A 13481-nucleotide genomic window follows, 5' to 3' on the forward strand; every position below is an offset into this window, starting at 1 on the left:
GTGCTGGTTCATTTTAAATAGTATGGCTAAGCGAGACTGCGGATGAGCCTGATCAAAATCGAGGCTTACGACGTGCGCAACATCGAATCCGCTGCGATAGCGCCATCTCCGCGCCTCAATTTTATCATCGGTCCCAATGCCAGCGGCAAGACCTCATTGCTTGAGGCGGTCTATTTGTTAGGGCGGGCGCGCTCATTCCGCACTGCACAGGTCAGTCAGGCGATTCGTTTCGGGGCCGGCGGATTGATGGTGACGGGTAAAGTCGACTGTGGTGCCGATCTTGCTCTCCCTATCGGTATTCGTATTGCTCGCAACGAGCGGGAAATTCACTTCGCCGGTAGAAAGATTCAATCCAGCGCTGAATTGATTCGTGCATTTCCCGTGCTCGTTATTCAGCCTTCGATCTGCGCTTTGCTGGAGGGCGCCCCGAAACATCGCCGGCAATTTCTCGATTGGGGGGTGTTTCATTTCGAGGCCTCATATCTCGATTGCTGGCGACGATACGTCCGTGCGTTGAGTCAGCGGAATACCCTGCTTCGGGAAAAACGGTTTGCGGAATTAGAGCTTTGGAACCGGGAACTGGCGCGGTACGGTACAATAATGGATGGTGCACGCGAGCGTTATGTGGAGAGGCTCAAGCCATTTTTCGTCCAAAGTGCTGCTCGATTTTTCGACGGTTTCGAGTTTGAAATTCAGCTGCAATCGGGGTGGAGCAAGAGTCGAACTTTGGAAGCCGTGTTTCAGGAGGACGCGGCATCGGACGCTCGCCTGGGTTATACGCAATCTGGTCCTCATAAGTGCGACTTCTCGATCACGCTGGACGGTCGTCCGGCAAAAGCTTATCTCTCCCGCGGCCAAATGAAGCTTTTGGTATATGCGCTTTTGCTGGCTCAGTCCCTTCTCATGGAGGAGAGTGCCGGAGTGAGTGCGTGCGTGCTGATAGACGACGTGGCGTCTGAGTTGGATGAAAACAATAAAAACAGGCTTCTCGCTTTTTTGCGGGAACGGCGCAGCCAGTTTTTCGTCACAACGGTTGCCGAGGGGACCATCAAAGAGGCCATTGACGGTGATGCCGCTGTGTTCCACGTGGAACATGGGCAAGTAATGCAAGCGTAAAGTAAAAAATGAGTATGACCAAACTCGCTAAAGATTATGACAGCTCCGCCATTAAGGTCCTGAAAGGACTTGATGCCGTCCGTAAACGTCCAGGTATGTACATTGGTGATACCGACGACGGTTCAGGCCTTCATCATATGGTATTCGAGGTTGTCGACAACTCGATTGATGAAGCTTTGGCTGGCCACTGCAGAACGGTCCGGGTCATTGTTCACAGCGACGAGTCGGTGACCGTAGTGGACGACGGGCGAGGAATTCCTGTCGATATTCACGAAGAAGAAGGACGCTCCGCCGCAGAGGTCATTATGACCGTCCTGCATGCCGGGGGGAAATTCGACGACAATGCTTACAAGGTTTCCGGCGGGCTACACGGAGTGGGTGTCTCCGTCGTAAACGCATTGTCCGAGCATCTGGCAATGGAAATTCGCCGCGGGGGCAAGCGCTATCGGCAGGAATATCGCGACGGCGAGCCAGTGGCTCCGCTGGCCGAGGTCGGTCATGCGACCGATACCGGTACGACCATTCGTTTCAAACCCAGTCCCGTTATTTTTACCAACATCGAGTTTCACTACGACATTCTGGCCAAGCGTCTGCGTGAACTGTCCTTTTTGAATTCCGGAGTTCGGATTTCTCTGGAGGACGAACGAACCGGGAAGAGCGATGTGTTCGAATTCGAAGGTGGCATACGGGCCTTTGTCGAGCATCTGAACAAGAATAAGACTCCCCTGTTTGAAAAGGTGTTCTACTTCCAAACTCAAAAGGACGGTACGGGCGTTGAAGTCGCTATGCAATGGAACGACTCGTATCAGGAGAATATCTTCTGTTTTACGAACAATATCCCGCAACGTGACGGGGGGACCCACCTCGCGGGTTTCCGAGCAGCGCTAACTCGGACACTGAACCAGTATATTGAAGATCAGGGCTTTCTGAAGAAGCAGAAAATAGCTACCTCGGGTGATGATGCTCGGGAAGGGTTGACGGCGGTCCTTTCGGTAAAGGTTCCGGATCCTAAGTTTTCGTCCCAAACCAAGGACAAACTCGTCTCGTCGGAAGTCAAGCCGGTGGTGGAATCGGCGATGAGCGAGAAATTTCATGAGTTTTTGCTGGAGAATCCTACCGTCGCTCGATTGATTGCCAATAAGATGATCGATGCGGCGCGAGCGCGTGAGGCCGCCCGTAAAGCCCGCGAGATGACTCGGCGGAAGACTGCACTGGATATCGCCGGTCTCCCCGGTAAACTGGCCGATTGCCAGGAGCGCGACCCGACCCTCTCTGAACTGTTCATCGTCGAGGGTGATTCCGCCGGTGGTTCGGCAAAGCAGGGAAGAGATCGCCGTACGCAGGCGATATTGCCTCTCAAAGGTAAGATTCTCAACGTGGAGCGCGCGCGGTTCGACAAGATGCTTTCTTCAGAGGAGGTCGGCACCTTGATCACCGCACTGGGCTGCGGTATCGGCCGGGAGGAGTATGACCCGAACAAGTTGCGCTACCATCGCGTCATTATCATGACCGATGCGGATATCGACGGCTCGCACATTCGAACGCTGCTGTTGACTTTCTTTTATCGTCAGATGCCCGAACTGATCGAGCGGGGCCATATCTATATCGCTCAACCGCCGCTTTACAAGGTGAAAAAGGGTAGACAGGAGCAGTACGTAAAGGACGACCTCGAACTCAATAATTACTTGTTGCAGCTCGCACTCGAGAAGACTCGATTGCATGTGGATGAGGATACGCCTCCGATTCAGGGGCAGGGATTAGAGCAGCTTGCGAGGGAATATCTGAATGTGCAATCCCTTATAGAGCGACTCGTGCATCGTTACGAGGAGAGCTTTCTGAATCTTCTGATCGATCATCCGGTTTTGGATCTGGCGACCATCGCCGAACGGTCGGCATGTGAGAGGTGGTTTTCCGCGTTGGAAGATCGTTTGAATACCATTGATCGTACGGCGAGTTTTACCATCAGTCTGGAATTCGGGGCGCAGACCGATGATTTCCGTGCGCATGTCACCAAAAAACGTCATGGTGTGCACAAAACTTTCGATGTCGGGGCAGGATTTTTCGGCGGCGGCGACTACAAAAGGCTCGTCGCGTTTGGTCAGAAGGTGGCGGGGCTATTCGGAGAGAACTCGTATATCGCTGTTGATGAAAAGCGCGAGCGGGTCCGGAACTTCAAGGAAGCCTTTCAGTGGATGATGACAGAGGCGAAAAAAGGTCAGCATATACAGCGATATAAAGGCCTGGGCGAGATGAACCCGGACCAATTATGGGAAACGACGCTTGATTCGAACACTCGCCGTCTGCTTCAAGTGAAGATCGAGGACGCAATCTCGGCTGACGCAGTATTCTCGACGCTGATGGGCGATCAGGTAGAACCGAGGCGTGATTTCATTGAGAAAAACGCTCTTGAAGTCGCTAACCTGGACGTTTGATGGGGTCTCGAGGTGCGGTCGGAACGGCATGGAACTCGTTTGTGTATCCGAGTCTACTGCTAAGGCGAGAGCTCTTCTCGTTTTTTTGGCTGCGGTCCTTTTCGGCGTCTTGTTGCGCTTGTTCTTGACATGATCGGTTCTGAACCCGATCCGATCGAGGCCAGTTGTTCCACGTGGAACAACTGGCGCGGGGTTTTATTGCCGCCATCGCCCCGCTTACCCTTGACCGTAGTATGGTTTTCTTATTCTGGTCTTCCGATCACACCCCATCGCGGGTCCCTGCGTTTCTGAACAAGGCCCTATCCGAACCTTAGTAACTGAGAGACAGCTCAATGTTGCCATATCCCTCAATCGACCCAGTCGCCATCAGCATCGGCCCATTAAAGATACATTGGTACGGTTTGATGTATGTCATCGGTATCGGCGGCGTATGGTTGCTGGCTCGCCGTCGAGCGAAGGAGCCGGGTTTTATTTGGACTGCATCCAACGTAGAGGATCTTGTCTTTTACACTGCACTAGGATTGGTCATCGGCGGCCGCCTGGGATATATGTTGTTCTACAGCTTTCCTGCTTTCATTCAAGACCCATTGATGCTGTTTCGAGTATGGGAAGGCGGTATGGCCTTTCATGGGGGGTTGTTGGGAGCGCTAGGCGCGATGTGGTTGTTCGCTCGAAAACAGAAATGTGCGTTTTTTGCGGTAACCGACTTTATCGCACGCTATGTTCCCATAGGCTTGTTCACCGGACGCATCGGAAATTTCATAAACGGCGAGCTTTGGGGAAAACCAACGGATGTACCTTGGGCGATGGTATTTCCGGACGCCGGTCCGGAGCCACGCCATCCTTCCCAACTTTATGAAGCATTTTTGGAGGGTATAGTTCTTTTCGTGGCATTACAATGGCTCAGCCGCCGCTCCCCTCCGACCATGGCCGTTAGCGGGCTTTTTTTGCTGCTTTACGGCGTGTTCCGTTTTTTGGTCGAATTCGTGCGGCTACCCGATGCACACATTGGATATCTTGCGTTCGGTTGGCTGACCATGGGACAGGTCTTGAGCTTTCCGATGATCGTCCTCGGAGTGCTGCTCCTCTTCTTGGCTTATCGCCGGCCAGTGCCATCGCGCCTAAGAACCGATGAGTCATGAGCGTCCGTGGACGCGGTCCAACGGAAATATCAGTTTCTGAAAATGTAAACACACAGCATGATGTCGCATCCCGAAGAGCAATATCTCAATTTGCTTCGAAAGCTGATCAGCGAGGGGGATGAGCGTATCGATAGAACCGGGGTTGGGACACGGGCAATTTTTGGCTATACCATGCGGTTCGAATTGGCAGCAGGATTCCCGCTGTTTACGACGAAGCGGATATACTGGAAAACAGCATTCAAAGAGCTCCTATGGATGTTGTCGGGAGGTCGGAACATTCGGGATCTTCTGGAACAGAATGTGCGTATCTGGACCGACTGGCCTTTGCAGAAATACCGAAACACAACCGGCGAATCCATCAGCCAAGAAGAGTTTGAAAGACGCATTCTGGGCGACGAAGATTTTGCCGCGCGCTGGGGCGACCTGGGGCCGGTTTATGGGCATCAGTGGCGCCGCTGGCGCACTTACGAGGGAAAAGAGATCGACCAGGTTCAGCAGCTAGTCGATGGGCTGAAGAACAATCCCACCTCACGCAGGCTGCTATTCGAAGGCTGGAACGTGGCGCAATTGGACGAGATGGCGCTCCCACCTTGCCATAAGACCTATCAATTCTTTGTTTGCCGGTCTACCAATACTCTTTCCGGCGCTTTAATGCAGCGTTCGGCGGACGCCTATCTCGGACTGGGTTGGAATATCGCCAATCTCGCGCTATTGACCCATCTTCTCGCTGTACACTGCGGCTACGAGCCGGGAGAAATTGTTTGGTTCGGTTGCGACGTACACCTTTATCTGAATCACATCCCGCAGGCTCAGCTTCAGATCGAGCGAAAACCGCGTCCTTTTCCCAGTTTGCAAATCAAGCGCAAGGCCTCCGATTTGTTCGACTACCGCATAGAAGACTTCGAAATGCAGGGTTACGATCCCCACCCTCACATACCCGCCGAGGTCGCGGTTTGACTAAGAACGGCAGTTGGACGTGCTCGATTGCGCGGCGGACGGGGACGTAGCGGCTTCATCCAAGCGGTGATACCGGTAGAAGGAACTACCGAAGGAATCCATGCGGCGTTTTTACGCCATCTAAGCGGTCAACCGCCGTTTTTAGGTTAGAAGCTTGAGACCGAATCAGTCGAGGCCGGCAAGGCTGCAAACGGATTTAGCAGGCAATTCGATCCCCGTGTACGGCTCAGCTTTTCGGCATTTCCGGACTAGCTTGCTTCAGCCTGTTCGTCGCCGAGACGTTTGCTCGCGGAAGCCTGACTACAAATTCGCTCCCCTGGCCGGGACCGGCACTCCGAGCCTCAATGTGTCCACCGTGCATTTCGACCATTTTACGAACTAGAGTCAGGCCGATACCCAGCCCTCCCTGTGAGCGGTCTAACGAGCGGTCGGCCTGAGTGAAAAGGTCGAAGACATGAGGCAGCAGTTCAGGAGGGATGCCGATACCACTGTCCTTCACCGAAAATATGACCTCCTGCTCTTCCGCAATCGCCTGAAAAGATATGCGGCCGCCATGCGGGGTGTATTTCGCGGCGTTATTCAAGAGATTTGTGAAGATCTGAACCAGTCTCACGGCATCTCCCCTCAGTAGCACAACCTCATCCGGACAGGAAATCGAGAGTTCGTGCTGTTGGGCCACGAACATCGCTTCAGTAGCCTCGGTCGCCCGCGTGATCAGTTGAGGCAGAGCGATAATTTCGCTCTTCAGGGTAATTTTTCCGCGAGTGATGCGGGACACATCCAAAAGATCGTCGACCAGATGAACCAAATGCTTAAGCTGTCGATCGATCATGCTCTTTACCCAAAGCAATCGCGAATCGGTCAGATTCAGTAAACCCATCACCTGAACCGCGTTTCGAATAGGCGCCAAGGGATTGCGCAACTCGTGCGCGAGCATGGCCAGAAACTCGTTCTTGCGCCGATCCGCCTCCTCGAGTGCATCCTGTACCCGAACCAGTTCGTCGATATCGGAACAGGCGCCGAACCACTTTCTAACCCTTTTATCGTCATCACGAATCGGACGCGCGCGAACCTGGAACCATCGGTAAGACCCTTCCGCCGACAAAAGTCGATAATTGGACTGAAACGTTTCCCCGGATCTCACGGCTTTCTGCCACCGCGAAATCGTCCGTTCCAAATCATGCGGGTGAATGGCCGCCACCCAGTCGGAACGCTTCGAGTCCGGTGACAGGCCCGTGTACTCATAGAACCTGGGACTGATATAGTCGACCAGGCCGTTCGCGTCGCTGGTGAACAGAAAATCCGGCACCGTTTCAGCCATGGCCCGGAACCGCGCCTCACTTTCCCGGAGTGCCGTTTCGGCCCATTTCCGTTCGGTGATGTCGCGTACGATCGCGGTGAGCTTTTTTTGTCCACTGATCCTCATTTCACTGATGGTCAGCTCCGCCGGAAAAACCGAACCGTTCTTGTGTTGAACCTCGAACTCCAGGCGGGTGCAGACCGCGCTCTTATCGCCGCTAAGATGTTGCAGGATATTCGCCTGCTTGGCGCCGCCCGCAGGCGGTAATAATATGTGAATGTTCTTGCCGATGATTTCTCCGGCGGTATAACCGAACAGCCGCTCCGCAGCGGAATTAAAAAGCTCGATGTGGCCCCCGGCGTCGGTGTTGATGATGCCGTCCACGGCCGTCGTGATGATACTGTGAAGCCGCTCTTCGCTGAATTTCAGGGCGGCGGTGCGCTCCTCAATCCGGCGTTCCAGCAGCTCATATGCCTCATGCAATGCCCTCTCGGCCGCTTCACGCCGTACGATCTCGGACTCCAGGCGGGCATTTTTCTCAAGCAAGTCGGCCGTACGGGCGGCGACTTGATCCTCCAGCTCGTTGAGTACCTGCTCCAGCTTTTCCTTGGTTTCGCGCTTCTCCAGCAAAGTCGCCACGAAATTTGCCGTGTTGACGATATAGGGAGCATAAGGTGCGAATGCCGCCGAACGGCCGATTTCCAGGATCAGAAAACCGTAAAGTTTGCTGGACGTGCGCAAAGGAATGGATCTGGCGCCTGTGTCGGAAACGGCGCCGCAGCCAACTAGTCCGACTGAAGGTGTGGTGGTTTTGCAATGAACGCATTCATCGATGGGAACATAATCCACCCGTTTGGGTATGAATGATCCAAAAAAGCAGAACCGGACCTCGTTCACGCCAGGAATGTCACGCAATGCTCGGCAAAGAAAAGCCGCCTGCTCGTCTCTGGAAGCCAAAACCCCGAGCGTTTGCTGAACGATCAGCAGCTTCCCCAACACTTCGGGCTGAGGTTGAAGAGTTAACGTTCCTGGAATAGTCATGACACGGTTTCCACCTTCAGGTGGATCATAGGCGCAATGCTATGTCATGCTGAAGGGAAAAATCGGGTCAGGCGCAGGCAGCGAACGACTGTGTGCGAACCGTTTTTTCACACCCGGCCTCTAAGTTTCGGCAGATATTGTTCGGGTGCTTCGTAATAAGGGTTATGGAGAATCTGCCCGCGTACGATCATCAGAGGATGTACTTTCAGAACTTCGTATAGACTGGCGCCTCCCAACCGGTTGGCATCGTACTGGCAAATGATACTGCTGAACGGAACCTCTTTGATAACCAGGTTTAGCATGGATTCGTATTCAAACCAACGCTCAAGTCCAGGATGCGGGTTGCAAGTCCAACCGGTCTCGCCAGTAACCCGTGCTCCCGCAAAACCTTCCTCCACACTTTGCCGATAAATCGAGCTCCAATTATCGATCACACGTTCCGGCAGAAAAGTTCCGTCAGGGCAGTATGCTTTCTCCGCTTCATTCAAAATGAGCTGGCCCGGGCGGAGTTGCTCGGGTAAATTTACGCCTAGTCCGGAAATATAGGGTTCGAGTTCGTCACCGGACGAAACATCCGCTAAATAGGCGACTTTCTCTCCGGCCATCAAACCACTTTCCACGAATCGCGCCATCGTGCGGCAATGCTCTTCCTCATCGGTGTAGATGTAGCAGAGATGCCCACCCGGCGGAAGTTGCTGTTCGGTAAAGCCGAACGCTACATGCCTTTTGGGAGCGTCACACATAAACGTTTTTCCAAGGAATCCATGTCTGAAGCCAATGCTAACGCTGGTTATCTGTCAGAAAGATAAAGCGTCATATATCCTAATACAATATGTCCGGGGCGCTAAACCATGTCGCGGGATTGAACGGCATCGAAATACAGCCCGAAAACGGCTATTTGTTGGACCATTTTCTCAATACAAGTTCAAACCGGAGTAAGGATGATTACGCTAAACCGGTCGAAGACCGCGGGCTACGGTCCTTGGCAGGGATGGCCAGCCGTGTGTGAGGTGCCACCACCAACGCGTACCGGCATGAGCGGGCGTTGCGCAAAAACGGTATACGGATTACCGGATGCCTTAGCCCTTAGCGCTGAGAGCCGAAAAACCCGTATCTACAATCGACGCAGGGGAAAAAGCCGGTTTAGTTTATGAAAATTTCTCTTATCGTCGCTATGGGCGAAAATCGGGTGATAGGCGTGGAGAACCGCATGCCTTGGCACTTGTCCGCGGACCTCAGGCGCTTTAGACAAATCACCATGGGGAAGCCCTTGCTCATGGGACGACGGACTCACGAATCCATCGGCAGGCCCCTGCCGGGCCGAAAGAATATCGTCCTGACTTCCGACCGGGAGTACATCGCTCCGGGTTGCGTTGTGGTACATGCGATAGCGGATGCGCTCCGGGAGGCGGCTGCCGATGAAATCATGGTTATCGGCGGCTCGTCCCTGTACGAGAAACTCTTGCCGACGGCCGTCCGGATTTATCTCACGCTTATCCATCACGAATTTGCCGGTGATACCTTTTTTCCCGAGTTTGACTGGACCGAATGGTCCGAAATCGAGCGCCTTGACGTGACGGACGATCCGGAGAGTGGCTTGAGTTACAGTTTTCTGGTGCTTGAGAGGAAAACTCACCCGTCGTGAGCAGGAACGGAAACAGCTCGATTGAGCTTTCGTCCGCTCTTTCCCGAGATCGCTTTATCAACTCAAGGCTGATCGCTCTGCCGCCGCCAGTGCCCGGACTTTCCGCCGGCCTTTTCGAGCAGGCGGACTGACTGAATGGTCATCCCACGATCCACCGCCTTGCACATGTCGTAAACAGTGAGCAGAGCGATGTGCACAGCGGTCAGCGCTTCCATTTCGACTCCGGTTTGCCCGACGGTTTTGACCGTCGCCTCGCAGCGCACACGGTGGCGTTCGGGTTCCGGATCGAGCATCACGTCCACACTCGTGATCGCGATCGGATGGCAGAGCGGGATCAGCTCGGAAGCCTTCTTGCTGGCCATGATGCCGGCGATACGGGCGATCCCCAGCACATCGCCTTTCTTGTGGCCGCCTTGCAGGATCAAATCCAGGGTTTCGGAACGCATCTCGATGTAACCTTCGGCAATCGCTACCCTTTGCGTGGCTGATTTGCCGCCGACGTCGACCATATGGGCAGCGCCTGAATCGTTGAAATGTGTAAGCTTATTCATGCTGCGGTGGTTCAAGGCTAAGATGACGGTATTATAGAGCCGCGAAAAGCCGGTTAGGGGCAAAGAGAGAGTCATGAGCCAAGTCATAGCGGATTTATTCAGACGAATCACTTGTGGTGTCTACGTGATCGGTGTCGCCGCCGACAGCCGCTACAATGCCTTTACGGCGGCCTGGGTCATGCCCGTATCCTTCAATCCCCTGCTGTTGGCCTTGAGCATCAATCCCCGTCATTCCTCCTATGAACTGCTCACGCAGGGGAAATCGTTTTCGGTAAACGTACTGAGCCGGCAGCAGCTGGATTTGGCGAGACATTTTGGCGGTCCCGCCACGATCGATAAGCTCGCTTCGGTGGCATGGCGCAAAGGGCGCAACGGTACGCCGCTATTGATCGACGCCCTGGCCTGGTTCGAGTGCGGGTTAACCGGAGAATGTCCGGCCGGAGATCATGTGCTGGCCCTTGGCCGGGTAATAGATGGGAATTTGCTGAAGCCGGATGCGGCACCCCTGACCTACCGGGAGACGGGCGATATGGACGGCGCGGCGGCAATCTTTCCGGATCGCTTTTCCTGAAACGGCGCCGCGCGTCCGGACCTCAGTAATTCAAAAAGAGGCTGACCGACAATACATGGCTGATTCGGTCGGCGGCCTTGGCTCTCCGGATATATTGATTCATGTAGCCGATTTCGGTCCTGATTTCTTTATCGAAGTTGTAGCCCAATCCTACGAAGAGCCGGTTCTGATCGAGTCCATCATCCCCGCTCCAGTCGGCCTTGTTGATCCTGACAAACACTTCTTCCCAGCCCACCAGGCTGAAATTCGGTGCAAAGTCGAGCGGGACCGAAAGCTTTACGAATTGTCGGAAGCGCCAGCCGACATCGCTGCCGGTTTCTGCGAAACGCTGCTCGATTCGGGTTCGACTGGTAAAGTTGCCGAACGCGGTAGGCTGTGTCCATAGGAATTGCTGCCAAATGCGATTTTCGTCGAAACGCCGCCCGGTGAACGGCCGATCGGTAAAAATCCAGGCATACCCCAGCCAAACGCTGGCCTTATCGTTTAGCGCATAGCCCAGCGCGGGCCTCACCATGCTTTGCGACAAGCGGGAAGTATCCTCGCCGAAACGCCCTTGACCTTCCAGCCAATAACGCAGGCTTTTGAACTTCGGATCGACAAACCCGAAACCGCCGACGGCGGTGATATTGCCCCAAGTCTGAAAATCCTCGAGCGATTCGGCATATGCCGTGTGTGGCGCAGCCAAGACTATTGCTGACAACAGGTAGGCGACGCGCTGGTTCGATCGGTATTTCATCGTGTACCCTGTCTTTCGAAATCGAGCCAGGTATTATCGGGTCAAAACCGTAGAGGTCAACCCGTATTCTCGATGAGCTAAGGCTTGGTCAGGCGTTCCTCCGCTTCCCGATATTTTTCGGCGGTTTTGGCGATCACTTCCGGCGGCAAGTGAGGAGCGGGAGGCTGTTTATTCCAGGACAGGGTTTCCAAATAATCCCGCACGAACTGTTTGTCGAAGCTGGGCGGGCTGATGCCGACCCGGTACTGATCGACCGGCCAGAAACGGGACGAATCCGGAGTCAGCACCTCGTCGATCAGATAAAGCTGTCCGGAGCCATCCAAACCGAATTCGAACTTCGTATCGGCAATGATGATACCCCGCTCGAGGGCATAGGCTGCCGCATCGGTGTAGAGTTTCAGGCTGATGCGCCGGATTTGATCGGCCAGGTCTTTTCCGATCAGTTCGACGGTTTTATCGAAATTGATATTTTCATCGTGGCTGCCGAATTCCGCCTTGGTCGAGGGCGTGAAAATGGCCTCCGGCAATTTCTCCGCAAGCTGCAATTCGGGCGGTAGCGCGATGCCGCAAACCGAGCCGGTCTTTTGATAGTCCTTCCAACCCGAGCCGATGAGATAGCCGCGTACAACGGCTTCCACCGGAAGCGGCTTGAGTTTTTTGACGACGATTCCCCGCTCTTCGACCTGGGCGTGCTCGGCGGGATCGGGAATGACCCGATCCGGTGTCAGGCCGGACAAATGGTTGGGGACGATAGATTTAAGCTTTCCAAACCAGAAATTGGAAACGGAGGTGAGTACCCGACCTTTTCCGGGAATGGGATCGGGCAGAATGCAATCGAACGCGGATAAACGATCGGTCGTGACGATCAGCATGTGATCGTCGTCGATGTCATAAATGTCGCGGACTTTACCGCGGCCGCGGAGGCTCAAGCTTTTCAGCGAGCTTTCGAATAGGGTGTCCGGGGCGTTCATCATTCCTCTTCGGCAACAGTGGTTGAAACGAACTTCGGCTAAGACCCGGTCGGCGTCTTGGCAGGTCGTAAAGCATGGACCGCGGCAACGTTGCGGGCTTTATGAATAACCGCCAATCATGTAACTTTGTGGCTTTCACTGCAAGAATAAAAGACCCCTTCAATCATGAATTGGCTCGGCAAAGTCGTCGGCGGGACGTTCGGTTTGTTCATGGGTGGACCGTTGTTCGCTATTCTCGGCGCTGCCTTGGGGCACCAGTTCGACCGGGTGATGGGCAATGTCGGTCTGCTGCAAACGGATTTCGTTCCCGGTACACAAAATCGAGCGCAAATGGCCTTTTTCACCGCCACCTTTGCGGTGATGGGCCACATCGCGAAAGCTGACGGACGGGTGTCGGAAGCCGAAATCAAATCCGCCCGGGCGATCATGGATAGGATGGGACTTTCGGCGGACATGCGCAAAACCGCCATTCGGCTGTTTAACGAAGGTAAGCGCCCCGGTTTCCCGCTGGATGGCACCCTGGATCAATTTCGTAGCGAATGTCGCCGCGGGTCTTCGCTGCTGCGCCTGTTCATCGAGTTGCAGCTGGAGGCGGCCTATGCCGATGGCGTCCTTCACTCGGGGGAGGAACAGCTGCTGCTCCGAATCTGTGACCGGCTTCGGTTTTCCCGGTTCGAATTTCATGCCATCAAGGCCCGCATGGAGGCGGAACTGCGCTTCGCCCGCACCGAGAACCAGTATTCGCAGTGGCGCCGAGAACGCGCCGCCGGTGCGCGCCGAACTTCGACCTCAGACGCCTATGCCGTTCTGGGCGTCACCCCGTCCGCCAGCGACCAAGAAATCAGGCGAGCTTACCGAAGACTGATGAGCCAGCACCATCCCGACAAATTGGTTGCCAACGGCTTGTCCGAGGAAATGGTGAAATTAGCCACCGAGAAGACCCAACAAATTCGCAGCGCCTATGAAGTCATCGCCAAAGCCCGAAAGCTTTGAGCGCATGCGATATTTTCCAAATACGC

At 54.5% G+C, this 13481-nt stretch carries 12 protein-coding genes; 7 read left to right on the top strand and 5 right to left on the bottom strand.

The window, feature by feature from the left end; all coding sequences use genetic code 11:
• Window positions 1–42: 42 nt before the first annotated feature.
• From recF to thyA, 4 genes are all read left to right on the top strand, one after another.
• On the top strand, window positions 43–1116 hold the full coding sequence (gene recF / locus sS8_RS18165; RefSeq protein WP_119630997.1) for a DNA replication/repair protein RecF: 1074 nt from the start codon (window positions 43–45) through the stop codon (window positions 1114–1116).
• Between the two features lie 14 nt (window positions 1117–1130).
• On the top strand, window positions 1131–3548 hold the full coding sequence (gene gyrB, locus sS8_RS18170) for a DNA topoisomerase (ATP-hydrolyzing) subunit B (RefSeq protein WP_119630998.1): 2418 nt from the start codon (window positions 1131–1133) through the stop codon (window positions 3546–3548).
• Window positions 3549–3880: 332 nt separating this feature from the next.
• The gene (gene lgt, locus sS8_RS18175; protein WP_119630999.1) at window positions 3881–4690 is read left to right on the top strand and encodes a prolipoprotein diacylglyceryl transferase; all 810 of its coding nucleotides are present in this window, start codon (window positions 3881–3883) and stop codon (window positions 4688–4690) included.
• A gap of 57 nt (window positions 4691–4747) precedes the next feature.
• Window positions 4748–5647, top strand: a complete 900-nt coding sequence (gene thyA, locus sS8_RS18180; protein WP_408631151.1) for a thymidylate synthase — start codon at window positions 4748–4750, stop codon at window positions 5645–5647.
• Between the two features lie 226 nt (window positions 5648–5873).
• Here the strand turns inward: thyA and sS8_RS18185 are convergent, their stop codons facing one another.
• Together sS8_RS18185 and sS8_RS18190 are read right to left on the bottom strand one after the other, a co-directional pair.
• A complete protein-coding gene (locus sS8_RS18185) occupies window positions 5874–7988 on the bottom strand; it encodes a PAS domain S-box protein (protein ID WP_119631000.1) in 2115 nt (704 codons plus the stop codon).
• Window positions 7989–8095: 107 nt separating this feature from the next.
• Complete coding sequence (locus tag sS8_RS18190) at window positions 8096–8731, bottom strand: MEDS domain-containing protein (protein ID WP_119631001.1); 636 nt, start codon at window positions 8729–8731, stop codon at window positions 8096–8098.
• Window positions 8732–9138: 407 nt separating this feature from the next.
• Here sS8_RS18190 and sS8_RS18200 point away from each other — a divergent pair, with 407 nt between their 5' ends.
• Window positions 9139–9633: a dihydrofolate reductase gene (locus sS8_RS18200; protein WP_119631003.1), complete on the top strand. Its 495-nt coding sequence runs from the start codon at window positions 9139–9141 to the stop codon at window positions 9631–9633.
• A gap of 62 nt (window positions 9634–9695) precedes the next feature.
• On the opposite strand, the gene moaC is transcribed toward sS8_RS18200, so the two are convergent.
• Complete coding sequence (gene moaC / locus sS8_RS18205; protein WP_119632879.1) at window positions 9696–10184, bottom strand: cyclic pyranopterin monophosphate synthase MoaC; 489 nt, start codon at window positions 10182–10184, stop codon at window positions 9696–9698.
• A 73-nt stretch (window positions 10185–10257) separates the two neighbouring features.
• On the opposite strand from moaC, the gene sS8_RS18210 reads away from it, so the two are divergent.
• On the top strand, window positions 10258–10755 hold the full coding sequence (locus sS8_RS18210) for a flavin reductase family protein (RefSeq protein ID WP_119631004.1): 498 nt from the start codon (window positions 10258–10260) through the stop codon (window positions 10753–10755).
• Window positions 10756–10777: 22 nt separating this feature from the next.
• On the opposite strand, the gene sS8_RS18215 is transcribed toward sS8_RS18210, so the two are convergent.
• Together sS8_RS18215 and sS8_RS18220 are read right to left on the bottom strand one after the other, a co-directional pair.
• Window positions 10778–11491, bottom strand: a complete 714-nt coding sequence (locus sS8_RS18215) for a DUF2490 domain-containing protein (protein ID WP_119631005.1) — start codon at window positions 11489–11491, stop codon at window positions 10778–10780.
• 77 nt (window positions 11492–11568) lie between these two features.
• On the bottom strand, window positions 11569–12462 hold the full coding sequence (locus sS8_RS18220; RefSeq protein ID WP_119632880.1) for a phosphoribosylaminoimidazolesuccinocarboxamide synthase: 894 nt from the start codon (window positions 12460–12462) through the stop codon (window positions 11569–11571).
• A 165-nt stretch (window positions 12463–12627) separates the two neighbouring features.
• Here sS8_RS18220 and djlA point away from each other — a divergent pair, with 165 nt between their 5' ends.
• On the top strand, window positions 12628–13455 hold the full coding sequence (djlA, locus tag sS8_RS18225) for a co-chaperone DjlA (RefSeq protein WP_119631006.1): 828 nt from the start codon (window positions 12628–12630) through the stop codon (window positions 13453–13455).
• Window positions 13456–13481: the final 26 nt, after the last annotated feature.

This window comes from Methylocaldum marinum (assembly GCF_003584645.1).
In the GTDB taxonomy this organism is placed as follows: Bacteria; Pseudomonadota; Gammaproteobacteria; order Methylococcales; family Methylococcaceae; genus Methylocaldum; species Methylocaldum marinum.

Bases quoted from the DNA above. Each gene is read 5' to 3' on its own strand.
- gyrB (WP_119630998.1), top strand. From the start codon at position 1,131: ATGACCAAACTCGCTAAAGATTATGACAGCTCCGCCATTAAGGTCCTG.
- moaC (WP_119632879.1), bottom strand. From the start codon at position 10,184: ATGAATAAGCTTACACATTTCAACGATTCAGGCGCTGCCCATATGGTC.
- recF (WP_119630997.1), top strand. From the start codon at position 43: ATGAGCCTGATCAAAATCGAGGCTTACGACGTGCGCAACATCGAATCC.
- sS8_RS18215 (WP_119631005.1), bottom strand. From the start codon at position 11,491: ATGAAATACCGATCGAACCAGCGCGTCGCCTACCTGTTGTCAGCAATA.
- lgt (WP_119630999.1), top strand. From the start codon at position 3,881: ATGTTGCCATATCCCTCAATCGACCCAGTCGCCATCAGCATCGGCCCA.
- sS8_RS18200 (WP_119631003.1), top strand. From the start codon at position 9,139: ATGAAAATTTCTCTTATCGTCGCTATGGGCGAAAATCGGGTGATAGGC.
- thyA (WP_408631151.1), top strand. From the start codon at position 4,748: ATGATGTCGCATCCCGAAGAGCAATATCTCAATTTGCTTCGAAAGCTG.
- sS8_RS18190 (WP_119631001.1), bottom strand. From the start codon at position 8,731: ATGTGTGACGCTCCCAAAAGGCATGTAGCGTTCGGCTTTACCGAACAG.
- sS8_RS18220 (WP_119632880.1), bottom strand. From the start codon at position 12,462: ATGAACGCCCCGGACACCCTATTCGAAAGCTCGCTGAAAAGCTTGAGC.
- sS8_RS18185 (WP_119631000.1), bottom strand. From the start codon at position 7,988: ATGACTATTCCAGGAACGTTAACTCTTCAACCTCAGCCCGAAGTGTTG.
- djlA (WP_119631006.1), top strand. From the start codon at position 12,628: ATGAATTGGCTCGGCAAAGTCGTCGGCGGGACGTTCGGTTTGTTCATG.
- sS8_RS18210 (WP_119631004.1), top strand. From the start codon at position 10,258: ATGAGCCAAGTCATAGCGGATTTATTCAGACGAATCACTTGTGGTGTC.